17 protein-coding genes, 1 pseudogene and 1 other annotated feature (1 of these 19 only partly in view) are annotated in these 19389 nt (G+C 38.5%); of the genes and pseudogenes, 14 read left to right on the forward strand and 4 right to left on the reverse strand.

Annotated elements, in window-relative coordinates; all coding sequences use genetic code 11:
• Positions 1-215 (forward strand) — a binding site (T-box leader); it begins 17 nt to the left of the window's first position.
• Between the two features lie 71 nt (positions 216-286).
• The 5 genes and pseudogenes from FFM62_RS02945 to fic all read left to right on the forward strand — a co-directional run bounded on the left by FFM62_RS02945 (position 287) and on the right by fic (position 5906).
• On the forward strand, positions 287-1438 hold the full coding sequence (locus tag FFM62_RS02945) for an ArgE/DapE family deacylase (protein ID WP_115470173.1): 1152 nt from the start codon (positions 287-289) through the stop codon (positions 1436-1438).
• A gap of 176 nt (positions 1439-1614) precedes the next feature.
• The gene (locus FFM62_RS02950; RefSeq protein ID WP_115470174.1) at positions 1615-2898 is read left to right on the forward strand and encodes an MFS transporter; all 1284 of its coding nucleotides are present in this window, start codon (positions 1615-1617) and stop codon (positions 2896-2898) included.
• Between the two features lie 207 nt (positions 2899-3105).
• Positions 3106-4330, forward strand: a pseudogene (locus FFM62_RS02955) (NupC/NupG family nucleoside CNT transporter).
• 40 nt (positions 4331-4370) lie between these two features.
• Positions 4371-5285, forward strand: coding sequence for a ribonucleoside hydrolase RihC (rihC, locus tag FFM62_RS02960; RefSeq protein WP_115470175.1), 915 nt, complete (start codon positions 4371-4373; stop codon positions 5283-5285).
• Between the two features lie 12 nt (positions 5286-5297).
• Positions 5298-5906: a protein adenylyltransferase Fic gene (gene fic, locus FFM62_RS02965; protein WP_115470176.1), complete on the forward strand. Its 609-nt coding sequence runs from the start codon at positions 5298-5300 to the stop codon at positions 5904-5906.
• A gap of 80 nt (positions 5907-5986) precedes the next feature.
• Here the strand turns inward: fic and FFM62_RS02970 are convergent, their stop codons facing one another.
• The gene (locus tag FFM62_RS02970; RefSeq protein WP_115470177.1) at positions 5987-6940 is read right to left on the reverse strand and encodes a sugar-binding transcriptional regulator; all 954 of its coding nucleotides are present in this window, start codon (positions 6938-6940) and stop codon (positions 5987-5989) included.
• A gap of 322 nt (positions 6941-7262) precedes the next feature.
• Between FFM62_RS02970 and ppsA the strand changes: the two genes are divergently transcribed.
• The gene (gene ppsA, locus FFM62_RS02975; RefSeq protein ID WP_115470178.1) at positions 7263-9704 is read left to right on the forward strand and encodes a phosphoenolpyruvate synthase; all 2442 of its coding nucleotides are present in this window, start codon (positions 7263-7265) and stop codon (positions 9702-9704) included.
• A 191-nt stretch (positions 9705-9895) separates the two neighbouring features.
• Here the strand turns inward: ppsA and FFM62_RS02980 are convergent, their stop codons facing one another.
• Positions 9896-10438 (reverse strand): nucleoside 2-deoxyribosyltransferase, encoded by a 543-nt coding sequence (locus FFM62_RS02980; protein WP_075270243.1) that lies wholly within the window; start codon positions 10436-10438, stop codon positions 9896-9898.
• Positions 10439-10753: 315 nt separating this feature from the next.
• On the opposite strand from FFM62_RS02980, the gene FFM62_RS02985 reads away from it, so the two are divergent.
• The 7 genes from FFM62_RS02985 (at position 10754) to FFM62_RS03015 (ending at position 16162) form a co-directional block, all read left to right on the forward strand.
• Positions 10754-11626, forward strand: a complete 873-nt coding sequence (locus FFM62_RS02985; RefSeq protein WP_115470179.1) for a phosphate ABC transporter substrate-binding protein PstS family protein — start codon at positions 10754-10756, stop codon at positions 11624-11626.
• Positions 11627-11754: 128 nt separating this feature from the next.
• On the forward strand, positions 11755-12183 hold the full coding sequence (locus FFM62_RS02990) for an OsmC family protein (protein WP_075270241.1): 429 nt from the start codon (positions 11755-11757) through the stop codon (positions 12181-12183).
• A 255-nt stretch (positions 12184-12438) separates the two neighbouring features.
• Complete coding sequence (locus FFM62_RS02995) at positions 12439-12897, forward strand: hypothetical protein (protein WP_115470180.1); 459 nt, start codon at positions 12439-12441, stop codon at positions 12895-12897.
• Between the two features lie 70 nt (positions 12898-12967).
• Positions 12968-13696, forward strand: coding sequence for a competence protein ComK (locus tag FFM62_RS03000; RefSeq protein ID WP_115470181.1), 729 nt, complete (start codon positions 12968-12970; stop codon positions 13694-13696).
• 20 nt (positions 13697-13716) lie between these two features.
• Positions 13717-14220, forward strand: coding sequence for a methylated-DNA--[protein]-cysteine S-methyltransferase (locus FFM62_RS03005; RefSeq protein ID WP_115470182.1), 504 nt, complete (start codon positions 13717-13719; stop codon positions 14218-14220).
• 521 nt (positions 14221-14741) lie between these two features.
• Entirely contained in the window at positions 14742-15632 is an 891-nt protein-coding gene (locus FFM62_RS03010; RefSeq protein ID WP_115470183.1) for an aldo/keto reductase, read from the forward strand.
• 230 nt (positions 15633-15862) lie between these two features.
• Complete coding sequence (locus FFM62_RS03015) at positions 15863-16162, forward strand: DMT family transporter (protein WP_261789491.1); 300 nt, start codon at positions 15863-15865, stop codon at positions 16160-16162.
• Between the two features lie 119 nt (positions 16163-16281).
• Here FFM62_RS03015 and FFM62_RS03020 read toward each other — a convergent pair whose 3' ends face one another.
• A complete protein-coding gene (locus tag FFM62_RS03020; protein WP_115470184.1) occupies positions 16282-16992 on the reverse strand; it encodes a GntR family transcriptional regulator in 711 nt (236 codons plus the stop codon).
• 248 nt (positions 16993-17240) lie between these two features.
• Positions 17241-17732, reverse strand: coding sequence for a PASTA domain-containing protein (locus FFM62_RS03025; RefSeq protein WP_115470185.1), 492 nt, complete (start codon positions 17730-17732; stop codon positions 17241-17243).
• 232 nt (positions 17733-17964) lie between these two features.
• On the opposite strand from FFM62_RS03025, the gene FFM62_RS03030 reads away from it, so the two are divergent.
• Positions 17965-19152, forward strand: coding sequence for an iron-containing alcohol dehydrogenase (locus tag FFM62_RS03030; RefSeq protein WP_115470186.1), 1188 nt, complete (start codon positions 17965-17967; stop codon positions 19150-19152).
• The last annotated feature ends 237 nt before the right edge of the window (positions 19153-19389 follow it).

A 19389-nucleotide genomic window follows, 5' to 3' on the forward strand; every position in this document is an offset into this window, starting at 1 on the left:
AAGAGTAATTTCTAATTAGTTTGTCCAGAGAAGGTCGTAAGCTGAGAAGACCACAAGCGAACAGAAACGAAGATGAACTCGGAGCAATAATAATTGTGCAAGCACTTATTACGGTTAGACCCGTTAACGTCTCACTTACAAATTAGTAAGTGAATGAGGTACTTTTTGAAAAAAGGTACAAATTAAGGTGGTAACGCGAAGCTTTCGTCCTTGTATAAGGGGCGAAGGCTTTTTATTTGCAAAAGTTTTAGTCATTAAAATAGTTAAACCAATTGGGGGAAGTATCATGGAAAAAGCAGAGAAAATTCAAATTTTACAAGATTTAATTGCCATTAATACTGTTAATGGTAACGAGTTGCCAATTGCAACGTACATACAACAAGTATTGGCCGAACATAACATTACTGCGACGATTGATGAATTTGGGGATGGTCGTGCTAATTTACAAGCGACTATTGGCCATGACAATGCTGATCACAAAGTGTTAGTCTTCTCAGGTCATAAAGACACGGTGTCAATTGATGATGAATCAGCTTGGCAACAACCACCATTTGGTGCGCAGATTGTTGGTGATAAACTTTATGGTCGTGGCGCAGCAGATATGAAGAGTGGGTTAGCCGCTGAAATCATTGCACTGATTGAGTTATCTGAAAATCCTGAGGTAACGTTAAATGGAACGTTACGCTTTATTGCTACGGCGGGCGAAGAATTAGGTGCTCAAGGTGCTTATCGGTTAAACGAGCAACATGCTATTGATGATGCAGATGCCTTGGCGATTGGTGAGCCGACTGATGGTAAAATTATTTATGCCCACTCTGGTAGCTTTAATTATCGTATTACCAGTCAAGGACAAGCCGCTCATAGTTCACGACCAGCCCAAGGAATTAACGCCATTCAAGGATTAGTTAATTACATTAACTTGGAAAAGGATTTGTTTGCAGATGCGCCTGAAGATCCTTACTTAGGCAATGTTCAACATAGTGTGACTGTGATTCGCGGTGGTGAGCAGGTAAATACTATTCCAGCAACAGCAGAATTACTTGGGAATATTCGACCAACGGAAGTATTTGATAACCAACATGTGATTGCGCGGATTGAAGAGACCTTGGCTAAGCTGAACCAACAATATGATGCTAAGTTAACATTAGAAATCATCCATAATTTTGAGCCAGTTGAGACACCAAGTGACCATGAGTTTATTCAGATCGTTAAACAGGCTGCTCAGGATACATTTACTGATCGTGATGCTGTCTTATCAACAATGAATGGTGCAACAGATGCCAGCGTCTTTGTTAAGAATAATCCCGGACTACCAACAGTTATTCTAGGCGCAGATGGGGATAACACATCGCACCAATTGAATGAATACACGACGATTAGTAGTTACTTGTCATTGATTGAAACGTATCAACAAATTGCACGCGAGTTCTTAAAATAGAATAAATCGACACGCCATATAATAATAGGCTTTAAAAAGCGTATATTATATGGCTTTTTTTGTGCCCAACTAAATGAATGCAATGTTATCAATGCTTACAAAGTAATTGACTCAACAGTTATATGTGACTATTATTAAAAATAAGATAATTAAATGAGAAACGGAGGCGCCCTGATATGCAAAGCTTTAGTCAACGGCAAATCACTGCCAACATTGTCAAAGGTTCTTTGGGGAATATGATTGAATGGTTTGATTGGTACATCTATGCGTCATTTACAATTTATTTCGCACCCTCTTTTTTTCCAAGCACAGATCAGACCACGAAGCTACTGAGTGCGGCAGGTGTATTTGCGGTTGGCTTTTTGATGCGACCTTTGGGTAGCCTGATTATGGGGAAATTTGCTGACATACATGGTCGACGGGCTGCTTTGACATTATCAGTGACGATTATGGCAACTTGTTCAATGATTATTGCGTTGGTACCAAATTATCAAACGATTGGTATTTTTGCCCCAATTATCTTAGTCCTCGTGCGAATGATTCAAGGACTATCACTAGGTGGTGAATATGGTATCTCAGCGACCTATCTATCAGAAATGGCTTCACCTAATCGCCGGGGTTATTATGCATCCTTCCAATATGTAACGTTGATTAGTGGGCAACTTGCTGCCTTAGCAATTCAGGGAATTTTGCAATTCTTCTTAAGTGAACCAGAACTACGCGCATGGGGATGGCGAATTCCATTTGTCGTCGGGGCGTTAGGAGCTGTTTTAGTTCTCTATCTGCGTTTATCAATGGACGAGACGCAACAGTTTGAATCGACTGCCAATCAAAAAGATAAAGGTTCTCGTGGTTCATTGCGAGCACTGATGCAATATCCGGGTCAAGTACTGACAGTGATTGGCTTGACCTTTGGAGGAACGATTGCCTTTTATACGTATACGACATACATGCAAAAATACATGATCAATACGCTTGGGCTACCTAATCGCACAGTCACAGCGATTAATTTCTTGGCGCTATTTATTTTTATGGTCCTCCAACCATTGTTTGGTGCGATTTCCGATAGAATTGGACGTAAACCGTTGTTGTATTGGTTTGGTATTATGGGGACGCTGCTAACGGTGCCAATATTTATCGGCTTGAAGTACTTCTCAAGTCCCATGATGGCTTTTCTATTAATGTTGGCTGGATTATTGATTGTCAGTGGTTACACATCTATTAATGCCATTGTGAAGGCAGAAATGTTTCCAACTGAAATTAGAGCTTTAGGAGTTGGCTTACCATATGGCTTAACAGTCGCACTCTTTGGTGGAACGGTTGAATATGTCGCCCTTTGGACTAAGAGTATTGGTCATGAAAATATTTTCTTCTTCTATGTTTCCTTTGCGATTTTAGTCAGTTTGTTAGTTTATGTCCGAATGCTTGAAACTTCAAAGAGTTCGCATTTAGAAAAATAAAAATGTTTTGAAAATAGCACAGTAAGACCATTATTTTTTGGCCTGACTGTGCTATTTTTGGATACATATGTAACCAGTTGCAAAGGTGCAAATGTTATAATTTGCACAGGTGAGAAAAAAGAAAAAGCGCTTGTTGTGAATATTCGAACCGTGCGACAATAGTAGCAGTATTTGTATAAAAAAAGGTATTTCGTGAGAGGGGACAAGATGTTAATTGCTATTAATGTAATAAGCATCCTGGTATTTATCGGGGTGGCTTATCTATTTTCGAATGATAAAAAGAACGTGCAGTGGAAATCTGTTGGTATCGTTCTGGTACTAGAGGTATTTTTGGCTTGGTTTTTTACACAGTTCAAAGCCGGTCAAATTGCTGTGCAAGGAGCCGCTGACGGCTTTAATTGGCTTATTGATGTGGCATCAGAAGGTATCGCATTTGCCCTACCAGATTGGTTAACGGCCAACAATGGTGGACCTAATTTCGTAACTTCGGCTTTGCTACCAATTTTGCTAGTTGTGCCATTATTCGATATTTTAACTTATTTTGGTATTCTACCATGGATTATTAAGTGGATTGGAAAAGCATTGACTTTCATTACCGGACAACCTAAGTTTGAGGCATTTTTTTTCAATTGAAATGATGTTCTTGGGTAACACAGAGGTATTGGCGGTTTCTAAGAATCAGTTAGAGCGGATGTCAGCGAGACGTAATTTTACCCTAGCAATGATGTCGATGAGTTGTGTGACGTCAGCTATTATCGGTTCATATACCCAAATGGTGCCAGGAGAATACGTTTTGACCGCCGTACCGCTGAACATCTTGGGAGCTATCGTCATTACGGCAATTTTGAATCCAACCAAGGTTGAGCCTGAAGACGATGTGATTGTTAAGGTTGATTCACAAAATGGTAAGAAAGAACCATTTTTCTCATTCTTGGGGGATTCAATTCTTGGTGCGGGTAAGTTGATTTTAATTATTACCGCAACGCTTATTTCTTTCGTCGCTTTGGCTGCATTAATTGATCGTCTATTTAGTTTGACTGGTTTCAACTGGTTGACGCTTGAAAATATCTTTGGTGTTATTATGTTCCCATTTGCCTGGTTGTTAGGTTTCAATGTGCAAGATGCCTTCCAAATGGCCCAATATATGGGAACTAAGTTAGTGACGAACGAGTTCGTGGTGATGGGAGATATCTCAAAATCAATTATGGCAAGTAAGGGACTATTTTCTAGTGAACATGCTCGAATTGTCATGACTGTATTCCTAACGAGTTTCGCTAACTTTGGAACGATTGGTATGATTCTTGGTGCCTTTAAAGGTTTGGTCAACAAGGAAAAGAATGAATATATCAGTTCACGTGTCGGTTACATGCTATTATCTGGTGTCCTTGTTTCATTGCTTTCAGCTGCAACAGCTGGACTGTTCGTTTGGTAAACATTAGTTAGGGTCGTTAACGATTTAAAGGAGGAATGTTATGCCATCTGTAATATTAGATATGGATCCTGGTATTGATGATGCAGCCGCTATTGCGGTGGCGGTTAATCATCCGGATTTAGATGTTAAGTTAATTACGACGGTTGCTGGCAATGTTTCGGTAGATAAGACAACTAAAAATACGTTGAAGTTATTGTCATTTTTTAATAAGAATATTCCGGTAGCGATGGGCGCTAAGGCACCCTTGAAAAAGGAATTTGTGGATGCATCTGCCATCCATGGTAGTTCTGGTATGCCGGGTTATGATTTTCCTGAACCCCAAAAGGAACCCATTGATTTATCGGCGGTTGAAGCTATTCACCAAGTGGTTGCACAAACGGATGAAAAAATAACACTGATTGCAACCGGGTCATATACCAATATTGCTGAGTTTATCCAACAATATCCCAATGATTTAGATCAGGTGGAACAGTTGATTTTAATGGGTGGCAGTATTTCCGGTGGTAATTGTAGTTCGGTTGCTGAGTTTAACGTCTTTACAGATCCTGATGCAGCGAAGATCGTGTTCGAAGCACCAATCGAAAAGACGATGATTGGTTTGGATGTAACGCTGAAAGCATTGATCACGCCTGCGACCCTTAATACAATCAAGGACATGGGAAAGTCAGGCGATATGCTGTATAAAATTATTGCGGCATATGAAGATGTTCATGCGGGTGGTAAACCCATGCATGATGTAAATACGATTCTGTACGCACTTGAGCCAGATTTAATTGTTACCAAGGAAATGAATATTGATGTGGCGACTGATGGTCCAGCAATTGGTGCGACCGTGGCTGATATCCAAAATAGATGGCATCAACCGGGTACGCATAATGCGAAGGTAGGTGTTGACATCGATGCCGAAAAGTTTAATCAATGGTTTATTGAACAGGTAGAGCGCATGCAAAAATAACAGGGAAATTTTATGGTAATGAAAAATAAGTTAGGTATCACGACTTCTGCTGAATTGGCCAGAGTTGAGGAAAAGCTGACTAAAAAGGCAGCTAAGCAACTTTATGACACTGGCGATATCGATAAGATTGAGATTGGAACTTTCGCAGGATTGGCGGCTATTCATAAATACTTATTCCAAGATGTTTATGAATTTGCTGGTGAAGTCCGTCAAGTAAATTTGGCCAAAGGTAGTTTTACATTTGCACCAGTCATGTATTTACAGCCATCATTAGCATATATTGATCAATTACCACAAAGCACATTTAATGAGATTATTGAAAAATATGTTGAAATGAATGTCGCGCATCCATTTAGAGAAGGGAATGGGCGTAGCATGCGGATATGGTTAGATATGATATTACGGCATACGTTGGCAAAAGTTATTGATTGGTCAAAAATTGAAAAAGAAGATTATTTACTCGCCATGTCACGGAGCCCAATTAAAGATACAGAATTGAAACACCTAATTAGACATGCATTAACAGATGACATTAATGCCCGTGAAGTCTTCTTGAAGGGAATCGATCAGTCGTATTATTATGAAGGATACGTAACCTATAACGTGGCAGATTTGGATTAGATACTTAATATATTTTTTTATAAAAAGCGGTTGAGACAAAACAAGGTCTCAACCGCTTTTTGTTAACTATCATAATGTATTTAATATTTTTCCAACAAATCAATCGCTGTTTGTTTGTCCGTAATCAGAACATTCGCATAGCCACCAGTTAAAGCACCATGAATCGAAATCAATTTCTTTTTGGCACCAGCAACTAAAATGGAATAATCCTTTTGACGAAGGTTGTCCAGGTCAATACCGATAGTGCGGTTGTCCAAATCTTGATTAACGATGTGTCCATTTTCATCAATAAAACGTGACACAATATCACCAACGGCACGTTCATGAATGGCATCAATTTCGTCGGGGTTTAGATAGCCAAGACCAAATAGCTGTTCGTGGTCTTGAATCGTTCCCGTTGTATAAATGGCGATGTTACTTTGCTTCCCAGTTTCATAAATTTCATGAATAAACTTGTCTTTAATGACGATGTCCTTGGTAATGGCATTATCGAGGAAAGTTGGTAATGGTAGGTTGATCGTGTTTGTATGAAAGGCTTGGGCAAATTTACGGTTAATATCATTGGCATAATCACTCAAATCGGACTCTGACATCCCACCTTTTAGTTGCACAACTTTAACGTGGTTATGTTCGTTTGGAATGAGATGGGCGGCAACGGCGTTTAAAGTACGTCCCCAACTGATACCGATAATATGATTATCTTCTACGATGTGATTGAGATATTCGGCAGTTAGTTTTCCTAACTTGTCATTGATGATTTGGGTATCATCGATGAAGTTTTCGGCTACCAAGACGTCTTTTAGCTGATATTTTTTTTTAAGTTGTATTTGTAACAAACTCAAATCTTGTTTGGGGTCCATGACCTTTATTTGGACCAGTCCATTTTCCTTTGCAAAGGTTAATAGGCGGGAAATTGTTGGACGAGAAATTTTTAATTTTTCAGCAATTTCATTTTGGCTTAGGCCATCCTCATAGTACAAATGGCAAATTTCTAATGCTGTCTGAGTTTTGTTGGTAGTTGCTATATTGACCATATTGATTAGGCGCTCCCTGTAGAATTTATGTAAATTATATCACAATTTGACGGGTTTTCTTAGTCAAATGAACAAAAGTTCAAAATGGGTGTTTACATTCGTGCAAAGCTTAGCTACAATAAATTTGTTCATGAGTGATAGCGACTTTGAAAACGCTTATCAGTCACGTACCTAAACGGGTGCCTTGATTAACTACTGCAATCAGGTACATACATGCGGTCGGTAAAACGGCCTTTTAATTTACAACTTCGAGTAAGCGCTTGCAGATTTAATGTAGAAAATAAACCTGCCGTTTAGCCATCATTCATGGTGGTGCTTGTAAATTTCTCAAACAACTCAGCACGATTTATTAAAGAGATATTTTCATGGAAAACAGAAAAATGCTAATATTTTATGGTTTGATCAGCTACATCGTTCTGATGTTGATTTAGTTGGTGGCAAGTCTTCTTCACTAGGTGAGTTGACTTCTGCAACAGATATTCCGGTACCTTATGGTTTTGCAACAACGACCCATGCGTACCGTGACTTTATGACTAGAACTGGAGCAAACAATAAAATTAAGGTCCTCCTTGATAGTATTGATGATTATGAAAATTCTAAAGAATTACATGAAGCCTGTGTCAAGATTCGCAAGGTGATTACGGATAGCGAAATGCCAGCGGACTTAGTTGCTGAAATTAAGCAATCTTATACTGAATTGGCTGAAAAAGTTGGTGAAGAATTGCCATTCGTGGCGATTCGTTCAAGTGCAACCGCCGAAGACTTACCGGATGCTTCTTTTGCAGGTCAGCAAGAGTCATACCTTAACATTCAAGGTGGTGATGACGTTGTCCAAAAAATTAAAGAATGTTATGCCTCACTATTTACAGAACGAGCAACTTATTACCGTCATAAGCAAAACTTCCCACATGATCAAGTGGCATTGTCAGCAACGATTCAAATGATGGTCTTTTCTAAGGCAGCTGGCGTGATGTTCTCAGTGAATGTTGGTACTGGTGATGATACGAAGATTATTGTCGATAGTGTTTGGGGACTAGGTGAGTATCTTGTCCAAGGAACGGTCACACCAGATGACTTCATTGTTGATAAAGAGACCCTAAAAATTGTTTCTAAGGATGTAACAACGAAGAACATTGCCTTGAAACGATTACCCGGTGGTGGTGTTGAAGAGCAAAAATTATCTGCAGAACAAGCAAATAAACCTTCATTGACGGACGAACAAGTACAAGAATTGGCCGGTTATGCGAAAGCCATTGAAAAACACTACGGTTGCTACATGGATATGGAATTTGCCTTGGATGAAAAGACAAACAAGTTGTGGTTAGTGCAGGCACGACCAGAAACAGTTTGGTCACAAAAAAATAAAAAACAATCAACAGAGAAAGAGGAGCAGCCAATGACTTCGAATGAAAATCAAACAGTGCTTGTTAAAGGTTTACCAGCCAGTCCTGGTGTTGCTGCTGGTAAAGTTCATGTGATTGAAAATCCAGAAGATATCGACCAATTCGAAGCTGGTGAAATCTTAGTTACGGCGATGACCTCCCCTGACTGGGTTCCGGTGATGAAGAAGGCCAAGGCTATTATTACAAATAATGGTGGTCGGACTTGTCACGCAGCAATTGTGTCACGTGAGATGCAAATTCCTTGTTTGGTAGGTACAATCAGTCGTGGTGTTGCCGCTATGGACGTACTCAAAACTGGTGATGTCATCACGGTTGATGCTAAAAATGGGGTTGTATATGATGGCGAGGTGCAATCAATCTTAGCACCAGCTAAACAGGCTCCTGCTGCTGGTGATATGGTTCAACAAGCTGAATACTTTGCACCAACAGCAACCCAAGTCATGATGAATTTAGGTGATCCTGAATTGGCAGAAAAGTACGCCAACTTGCCTGCTGACGGGGTTGGTTTGATGCGTGAAGAATTCATTTGGACAAGTTACATTCATGAGCATCCTTTATATTTGATTAAGCAAGGTAAGTCTGAAAAGGTTATTGAGATGTTAGCTGAAGGTATCAGCAAAGTTGCGCGTGCGATGAGCCCACGCCCGGTTGTCCTCCGCTTATCAGATTTCAAGTCTAGTGAGTACCGTAATCTAAAGGGTGGCGAAGAGTTTGAGCCACACGAACCAGCTGATCTATTAGGTTGGCGTGGTGCATCACGTTATTATGACCCTAATTTTATTGAAGCGTTCAAACTTGAATTAGCTGCAGTGAAAAAGGTCCGTGAAGAATTTGGCTTAACTAACTTGAACGTGATGTTGCCATTTGTGAGAACGGTGACGGAAGCGCAAAAAGTAACCGATATTATGGCCGCAGCTGGTCTGGTACGTTCAGCAGACTTTAAGGTCTATATGATGGCTGAAATTTCAGCTAATATTATTTTGGCGGATCAATTTAATCAATTTGTTGATGGTTATTCAATTGGATCAAATGATCTAACAATGTTGTTACTTGGATTAGACCGTAACAATGACACGGTTTCATCATTATTTGACGAGCGCAATCTAACCGTTAAACGTGCCATTGCACATTTGATTGCAGCCGCACATAAAGATGGTAAAACTGTTTCAATTTGTGGCCAAGCACCATCGCAATATCCAGAGTTCACTGAATTCTTAATTCAACAAGGGATTGATTATGTATCTGTTAACCCAGATATGGTCAAAACAACGAAACGTAATGTGGCTCATTTTGAACAACGAGTACTACTGGATAAAGCAACTGGTAAAGGTCGGCAAGACCAAACAAATTATCAATGGTAAACAATAGTTCACTAATAAGAAGGTGATTGATCGCATAGTAATGTAAAACAGACATAAAACATACTTCTCCTAAAAACAGCCCCACGTCATTCTATCTGCGTGGGGCTGTTTTAATTTGTCTGGATACGATATCTTAGTATAAAAAATGGCTGGCACATTGTTTTGTCCCAACCATTTTATTTGGTATTTAATTAAATAATCTTACCTTCATAAATACGAGTTGCGATACTCATAAAGTTAAAGGTTGCTAGTTCATCAGTTGAACGAACGTATGAAGCTGGTCCGATTGCAGGCATTAAATTGATTGGCTTAGCTTCCCAATCACCGTCAAAGAAAGCAACTGATGGGCGACCTAATGCAGCAGCGTAGCCAAGTTCAAATGCAGTACCACTATCTTCGTTACCAGCGGTAATAACGCCTAATGTGACGTCTGTATTTTGAATAGCAGTAATATCAGCATTATAAGTGGCTACTGCCCAAGTGTAATCAGGATTGAAGTCACCATTTTCATCGAATGCTTGGCCACCAAATTGGTTCAACAATGGCACATGGACATAACTAATGGTTGGATTATTGTTCAATGCTTTGTATGCTGCAAGCAATGTTTCTATTTGACGATCTGAAAACCAGCCGGCTCCCAAATAGATGGTACGTGCACCAGGTACTTTTTTAACGTCTGAGGCGGCATCGCGGATGTCTTCTAATTGTTGAATCAATTCGTCCATACTTAACATATTTAATACTCCCAAAATTTTATTTATTCGTTAACTATTCTATTATGCCATGTGTGCTTGAGAAATGGGTATTGAAAAATTAAATTTAGAGATTTTTAACTACAATATCATTACGTAAAAAAAGGTTTGTAACATTATTATTTACGCAATCCACATGAAATAACTACGAAGTCTCGGTAAAATCGATACATTCACTTTATACAATATAGGTGTCGTAAGGAGCAATATCCCAATGCTATGACCAACAGCCAATTGTGAATGAAATCTGCTCTTTGCGACTATGACAGACATCAACCACAGTAGAAGAAGTTTGTGATGAAAAAAAGACTATTTTTGATGAGTGTAGCAGGACTGGCTTTTGCTGGTGGCTTATCGGGCACTAACATTTATGCGGATTCATCAAAGCAGGTAACTGCTGTTGGGTCAACTGCATTACAACCTTTGGCAGCACAAGCCGCTGATGAATTTGGAAATAATCATCCCGGTGTAACGGTGAACGTACAGGGAGGGGGCTCAGGTGCCGGGTTAAGCCAGGTTGGTAAAGGGAATGTCACTATTGGAAATTCAGATATTTTCGCTGAACAAAAAGATGGTATCGAATCTAACAAACTAAAGGATCACAAAGTTGCAGTGGTTGGTATTACACCAGTGGTTAATGCTGATATTAAAGTATCATCGTTGACCATGGATCAACTACGTGATATTTTTGCTGGTAAAATTACTAATTGGCAAGAAGTTGGTGGCCAGAATAAAAAAATTTCGCTGATTAACCGTGCACAAGGTTCTGGGACACGTTTCACCTTTGAAAAAGAAGTGATGGATGGTCAGGAAACAAAAACATCACAAGAACAAGATGATAATGGTGCGGTACAAAAGATTATCTCTAAGACACCTGGGGCTATTTCATACTTAGCCTTTTCATATACAGCTGGCGATCAGGCAAAAAATCTAAAGCCAATTGCAATTGACAAAGTTAGACCAACTGAAAAGAATGTTAGGAATAATAAGTGGTCAATTTGGGCATACGAGCACATGTATACAACCAAGAAACCTGATAAAAATACAACTAAATTCATCAAATTTGTTAAATCAAAGGACATGAAAAGTACAGTTAAGAAACTGGGTTATATACCAGTGAATGATATGAAAGTAACTAAGAATGCTGATGGTGATGTCACTAAGAAGTAACTCAGTTATAAAATAAAATGATTAGTAGGCAACGCCGTTTTGGGGTTGCTTTTTTATATGATGAAAGATGTTTTCTGAGAACAAAACGCTTACAATAGTAATATACATTGTAAGGGGGGGGATATAAGATGAAAAATGATGTGCGGTGGGATAAGGCGTTATATACAACTGATACATATAATGAAGAAGGCTTGGCTGGCCATGCTTATGCCAAAGAGGGGATTGAGGTACAGACTAGTAGTCCGTTAAATGATAATCCTGGTACGAATCCAGAACAATTGTTGGGGATGTCATTATGTACTTGTTTAGTTGGTACGATGGAAGTTATTCTAAAAGAGCATAAGATTGACGCACAACCAAAAGCGCATGCAAAGATTGCGTATGTTAAAGGAAAGGGACGCAATGAGTTTTTAGTTCATGCGCAAGTTGCCGTACCAGGCCAGACGCTATCGCAAACACGAGTATTGGTATCAGAGGTTGAAAACCGTTGTTGTGTGTCGCAGCTATTGAGTGGTAGTGATAATTACAGCATAGAAGCGGTCTTAGAATTAGTTTAAAGCAAAAATAAAAAATGATATGGCGGATGGCATTTAATGTGTATCCGTCATATTTTTTTAATCAAATTTGACAATTTTTGATTTGTCTACCCCTTTTTGATAGAAAAAGTGGCCAAAAGTATGGTGACTGATCTGTTATAAAGGTTATTAATACAAGTGATAATTCTGAACTATGGCTAATTAAAGGATTCCTCTGGTCATATTACGATAGTTGGGGTGGTATGGTAACAAAAAATACAACCAAGGGAGTTTAATATGTCTGAGGAACTCATCCATCATTGGGAACAATACGAACCAATCATTAGTGGTGTATTAATGACGGGGCACATTGATTGGCGAAATATGTACTTTGATGATTATCGGCAAGAATTACGCCTATTAATTTTGAAACGTTTGTTGGCGGGAGAACAGTTAGCGCCGACAAATAATTGCCAATTGTTTCGTTGGCTATTATGGCGTCTACGTGATATTCAACGCAGTAACCAAAAATATGAAGAGCGCCATGATTTTGTGTTAACAACACCTGAAGTTATCCAGAATGAGGATGCATTTGAACAAGTTGATTTGCTAGTAACTATTGAACGTCTTTTAAATAAACAACCACGTACGCAAATCGTTCAGCAACTATTATATGATTTGTTGAAATATCCGGACGATTTGGTTACAAAAAGGTGTATTCGCTTAGGAATTCAGCGGATGACATATTACCGATAATTAAAATTAGTACAGCAAATGATTGATAAAAATCATATTGCATAAAATACCAATAAAGGAATGAATAATTATGACACATGCAATCATAATTTCAGAAAAGGGTTACTCAAAGGAAAATTTGGGGCAGTTAACGGAAACAAGTGACATTTGTCCTCATGAAACGATGCTAATTGTTGCTGCTCATGATCGTTATCAACGATCGGTATCACGAGTGTATTATGCAGACGGTACGATTGTGGATACATTACAGTCTACTAATCGATTAATGGAACAATTGGAAAATGCGACGGGGTACCAACGGCGTGATCAAGTAGAAGCCTATTATTGTTTATTGCCAACGGAATTACGTGGTCAGATGCGTAGTTGGGTGATGCAAAATCATGCTTTCGTACCAGTTACAAGTTATAAAAGTGGCCCGACAACTTGGATTAATGCGCGCCACATTGTTGATGTGCAGACACGAGGCATGCGGACAAGTGTGCTACTGCGTGATGGGTTAGTGGTCCAAATTGCCAAACACAAGGATAAGTTCATTAAGCAGTTGGTAGCAACCAAGGTAGTTAGTTTGTGGATGACTCAATATACTTTTGGTCATGGTGACCGATTTGATAAAATGCTATTATCATGTGTGATGTGGCCAAAGCAAGTGCCGCAACATGTTGATCGATTACGTTTGATAGGATGGATCGTTATTCTTAAATTGGAAAGTTTATTAAGATGTTCATTGGATGCGATAACTAAAAAGATGATTCGGGGTGTTATCGCCTATTTAATGAAACGGATTGAGGAAAATAAATAGAGGGTAGGGAGGTAACAGTCATGAAGTATTTTCAAGTCATGCAAACGCCTTTAGGCAAGTTGACCTTGTTAAGTGATGGTCAGGCATTGTTAGGGTGCTGGTTTGAAAACCAAAAACATTTCGGTGGTAAGTATGATTTAACTGAAGCGGAAGAGACGAATACGTTGGTGTTACAAAAAGCACAACAATGGTTAACTGATTATTTTGCTGGGAAAGCACCAGACGTTGCGACTATTCCCCTTAAGCTCAAGGTCAGTCCATTTCAGCAACAGGTGTTACAAGCGTTACAGCAATTGCCTTATGGTCAGACGGTCACTTACAAGCAAATCTGTCATTTACTAACGGATGATGAACAGCGAGCAAAAAATTTGTCACGCGCGGTTGGTCACGCTGTTGGTGCCAATCCTTTTATGATTTTTATTCCTTGCCATCGTGTCGTTGGTAGTAATGGTTCATTGACCGGTTATGCAGGGGGACTTGCCCGCAAGAAAGCTTTGTTGAATTTAGAGCAGGCAACATTTTAGTTAGGAATGACAACCGGGCTTAAAGCATTTCTTGTCACACTCTGCATAAACGTGCTCCAAGTAGCTGAATTCTCAATGTAAGGCAATTAATGGTGTTCTTGTTCTTCGCGTTGCTCCGCCCAAAAACACCATTAATAACCTTACAACCGAATTCAAAGCGCTACTTGTCACACTCTGTAAACGCCTTCCACCAAGCAGCATTCCTTATATAAGCCCAATTTCGCCCCAGCCGCTTGCAGCGCCAGGGAACGAAACAGGTCTTATACCGGAATGCAAAGCGCTTGATGTCATGCTCTGCATAAACGTGCTCCAAGAAACTGAGTCCTTAATGTAACGAGATTCCACGATTCCTGATCTTCGCGCTGCTACGATCAAAAAACGTGGTACCGTCGTTACAATCGGACTCAAAGCATTTCTTGTCACACTCTGTTTTTACTAACTTAAGAAAAGTATGTTAACATATAAGTGAAATGAAGCGCTTGCTTCATCACACAATAAAAATAATAGAGGGAGTACAAATAATGACATTAGAATTTGCACACAAGTTAGGCTTGGGGACTAATAAAGTCGGTGGTCACAACTTATTCGATAATTTAGATGAGCAAGATGGTTATGACTTAGTACGTGCTGCACTAGATGCAGGCATTAATGTGTTGGATACAGCTTTTGTTTATGGTTTGGGACGTTCCGAAGAAATTATTGGGGATGTTATCCAAGATTATGATCGTAGCAAGATTATTATTGCAACGAAGGGTGCTCAAAATCCAGATAAGGATTATGAGCCTGATAACAGTCCAGAGTTTTTGGTTAAAACAGTTGAGGACTCTTTGAAGCGTTTGAAGACAGACTACATTGATATCTTCTATATTCATTTCCCAGATGACACATCTGATAAATTAGCAGCGGTCGAAGCCCTTGATAAGTTGAAGCAAGAGGGTAAGATTCGTGCTATTGGGGTATCAAACTTTAGTTTTGATCAATTAAAGGAGGCCAATGCTACTGGTAAGGTTGACTTTGATGAGGACTACTATAGTTTGGCTCACCGTGATCAAGAGCAAGAACGTTTTGATTACTTGCGTGAAAATGGTATTGGCTTTGTCCCTTATTTCCCATTAGAATCAGGATTACTAACAGGTCGTTATGGTGCTGATGATCGTGCAAAGTTTGACCGTTTAGATGATGCAAAGTTTGATCAAATTATTAAAGGACTTGATGTTCTAAAGCAAGTTGCCGATGCACATGATGCAACTTTGACACATACAGTTTTGGCATGGTACATGGCTAATCCAAATATTGGACTAGTGATTCCAGGTGCACGTAATGGTGAACAAGCAACTGATTTAGCAAAGTCAATGGATGTTCACATAACGGAAGACGAATATAACGCTATTGATAAGGCATTTAAAGCTTAATAGAAAAATATTCAGTCCCTTTTCGCTGAATGGCATGTCGTAAGTTACCGTTATTTTCAAAAGTAAAATCTTGCATTTCGTAGTAGGAAATGATTAGATACTAGTAATAGGAACGTAAATTAAATACTGTCGCCGGACATAAAAGCAATTAACAACTCTCTTAGGCCAATGTGAGAGCTGTTAATTGCTTCTTTTTTTTGAAAGGAATTCTTTTAATGAGTTGAACTAATTTGGTTATTGCAGGTTTTTTTGAAGTTTTTTGGGCTGCTACTATGAAAATGAGTAATGGTTTTAGTAAACTTAGTTTTTCTATTTTGACCATTATCGGTATGATATTGAGCTTCTTCTTCTTATCGCAGGCAACCAAACATCTAAATTTAAGTATTGCGTATCCTGTATGGACAGGAATTGGTGCAGTGGGGTCAATTATAATTGGCGTGATAATTTTTAAGGATCAATTATCAATTGCAACATGGTTTTTCGTTTTATTGTTGTTAATTGGTATTATAGGTATCAAGTTCACCAGTTAAAAAATAAATAAAGCCCCGTAAGTTAGAGTAATTTCTAAAACTTACGGGGCTTTATTAAATTTTTAATGAGGTTGCTAAAACTATGCTTTAATTTTTTAGACTTAGTTCAGCATGGCTTTTTATTGGTTAATTTCTATTTTGAAAGAACTAATATCACCACGATATTTAGACAAGGCATATTCCACTGGTACGTCTTGGTTAGTATAGGTGATGGTATGAAAGTAGAATAGGGGATCATTAAGCGAAATGCCTAATAATGCCGCCGTTGTTTCATCCGCTCGTAGTAATTCAAGTTCTCGAGATGCATGTGTCATATAGAGATTATGGTATTCGAATATGTGTAATACAGATTCTTTTTCAAAATCATGTTGATCAAAATCAGGAATATACTTCGTGGGAATATATGAGGTGGTTAATAAAATAGGATTATCATCGGCATATCGTAGCCGAGTTAATGCAAAAACAGTGTCTTTATCAGTTAAGTGCAATTCAGATTGAATTTCTGGTGTGACGGTCATTTTGGTTAAGCTAATGACCTTGGTTTTGGGAATGACACCCTTTTCGTCCATTTCATCAGAATAACTTTTAATCACGTGGGTGAAACCTTGTTCAATTTTGGTTGCTTTAACCCAAGTGCCAAGTTTTTTACGACGTGCCAAATAACCTTCATTAACTAATACTTGAATAGCTTGGCGAATAGTTGGTCGACTAACCTGGAATTGTTCGACTAAATCCATTTCTTTTGGGATAAAACTATGCAAAGGGTAGGTGCCGTCTTGGATACGGACCAAAATTTTATTGGCGATGTTACGATATTTTGCTTGTGTCATGTTGGCCTCGGGGTAATTTTTAGTGGTGTGTATCTTTCTGAATTTAAGGACCATTATAATATAACAATTAATTTATTGCATATGGTTACATCCGAGTTATGAGAGATATTTTAAATATGTCTTTTATAATAGTTGGTAATGAGAAGTACAAAACGGGTTACATAGGAGAAAAATATTATGTCAGAACAGTACTTACTACAAAAGGTTGGCACATTTTCTTTCGTCCCAACCTTATAAATGATATTAAATTATTTATCGGCGTCTTTTTTTCGAAATGGCATTTTATTACCGACACGTGTTACAACTTGCTTAGACTTGTTGGTAACATTTCGCATCGTTTGTTGACGCTTTTCTTGCTTGTTAATTTTTTGATTGGCCATCTCTTTTGATAAGATATTGCTTTTTTCAATTGTGTCAGCATCTGCATAATAAACTTTCACAAAGGTTGTTGGATCCACTGCTGTGCCACCCTTTGGTAGGATATGTAATACAGTATCACTATCATTGTAGGCATATTTAATATCAGCGGGCACTTTTACTAGTGCATAGTTGAATTTATATTGTTCAAGAACTTTGCCAGCCTCATCTAGAGATAGTGATTTCACATCAGGAATTTTGACATAATGCTTTCTTTTATCTAGCTGATTATTGATAATTTTAGTTGCCTCATCTAGTGCGACGGGGGTTACAGCAGTCGCTGCTACTCTTGCTAATCTACCAATAATTTGTAATTTTCCCATGATACACCTTAGGCCTTTCGTAAATTGTTAATAAATATTGTTAGAGACTATTTTACACTATTCATCAGTTATTAATAGATACTCCAAGTTTCTCGATAATGAAATTTGATATATATATATGATACAATTAATATTATTGAAAGCGATATCTTTGCTTTCGTTGCCCTGTTAGGGGTATTAGTTGAATTAACTTTTTTCAAGTCAGGTAAAATTAAAAGGGGGAAATTTTATAATGACTGAGCGTAGTTATGATTTTTTGATGCCGAGTGTTAACTTTTTTGGTCCCAATGTTATTGGTAAAGTTGGGGAACGTGCCAAGATTCTGGGAATGAAGAAGCCAGTGTTAGTCACAGATAAATTTTTGGAAGGATTAGAAGGCGGTGCAGTGCAACAAACCATTGCATCATTGGAAGCAGCCGGAGTGGATTACGTTATTTATAACGGTGTTGAACCTAATCCAAAGATTCGTAACATTCAAGCTGTGAAAGATTTGTACGAGCAGGAGAATGCTAATTCAATTATCACGATTGGTGGTGGTTCAGCTCATGATACTGGTAAGGGTGCAGGAATTATTTTAACTAATGGTTCTGATATTACGAAGTTAGCTGGTATCGAAACACTTGATAATGCCTTGCCACCATTGATTGCGGTTAATACAACTGCCGGAACGGGTTCTGAATTGACTCGTCATGCAGTTATTACAAATGAAGAAACACATTTAAAGTTTGTGGTCGTATCATGGCGTAACATTCCGTTGGTTTCATTTAATGATCCAACGCTAATGTTAGATGTTCCTAAAGGCCTGACAGCAGCTACGGGAATGGATGCGTTTGTGCAAGCAATCGAGCCATATGTTTCAGTTGATCATAATCCAATTACTGACTTACAATGTATTGAAGCCATTGGACTTGTTGAATCATCACTACGAGAAGCGGTCGCAAATGGTCACAATTTGGATGCACGAACAAAGATGGTAGAAGCAGAGATGTTGGCTGGAATGGCATTTAATAATGCGAACTTAGGTTATGTTCATGCCATGGCACATCAGTTGGGTGGTCAGTATGATGCACCTCATGGTGTTTGCTGTGCGTTATTGCTACCTTACGTTGAAAAGTATAATCTTATTGCTGATCCACAACGCTTTGCAGAGTTGGCTGAATTTATGGGAGAAAATACAGAAGGATTATCAACACGTGATGCAGCAGAACTTGCTATCAAGGGGATGAAGCAACTTTCAGATGATGTTGGTATTCCAGAAACCATTCAAGAAATTGGTGCTGATCCAAAGGACTTCGAACTAATGGCTGAAAATGCTTTGAAGGATGGTAATGCTGCTTCAAATCCACGTGTCGGTACAAAAGAGGATATTGTTAAAATATTCCAAGCTGCCTACGATGGTGATTTGGCATTTTCAATTTAAAATATATAGTACGATGACATGAGACTATTTTTAATTAAATAATTGTATTTTAAGCAGCTGAATTCATTATGAATTCAGCTGCTTTTTAGCGTAGTTCTGTGAGAAAAAATTTGTTTTGTAAAGTGGATTACCTTGTTTAATAGATTTTTGCAACAAAATTTTGTTGTGTTATAATAGTTGGTGTACAAAACCAACTTACTTAAAATTAAATAAAACGTTGCTAGTCAGTAGTAAAAA

The organism is Weissella thailandensis (genome assembly GCF_005405465.1).
GTDB lineage: Bacteria > Bacillota > Bacilli > Lactobacillales > Lactobacillaceae > Weissella > Weissella thailandensis.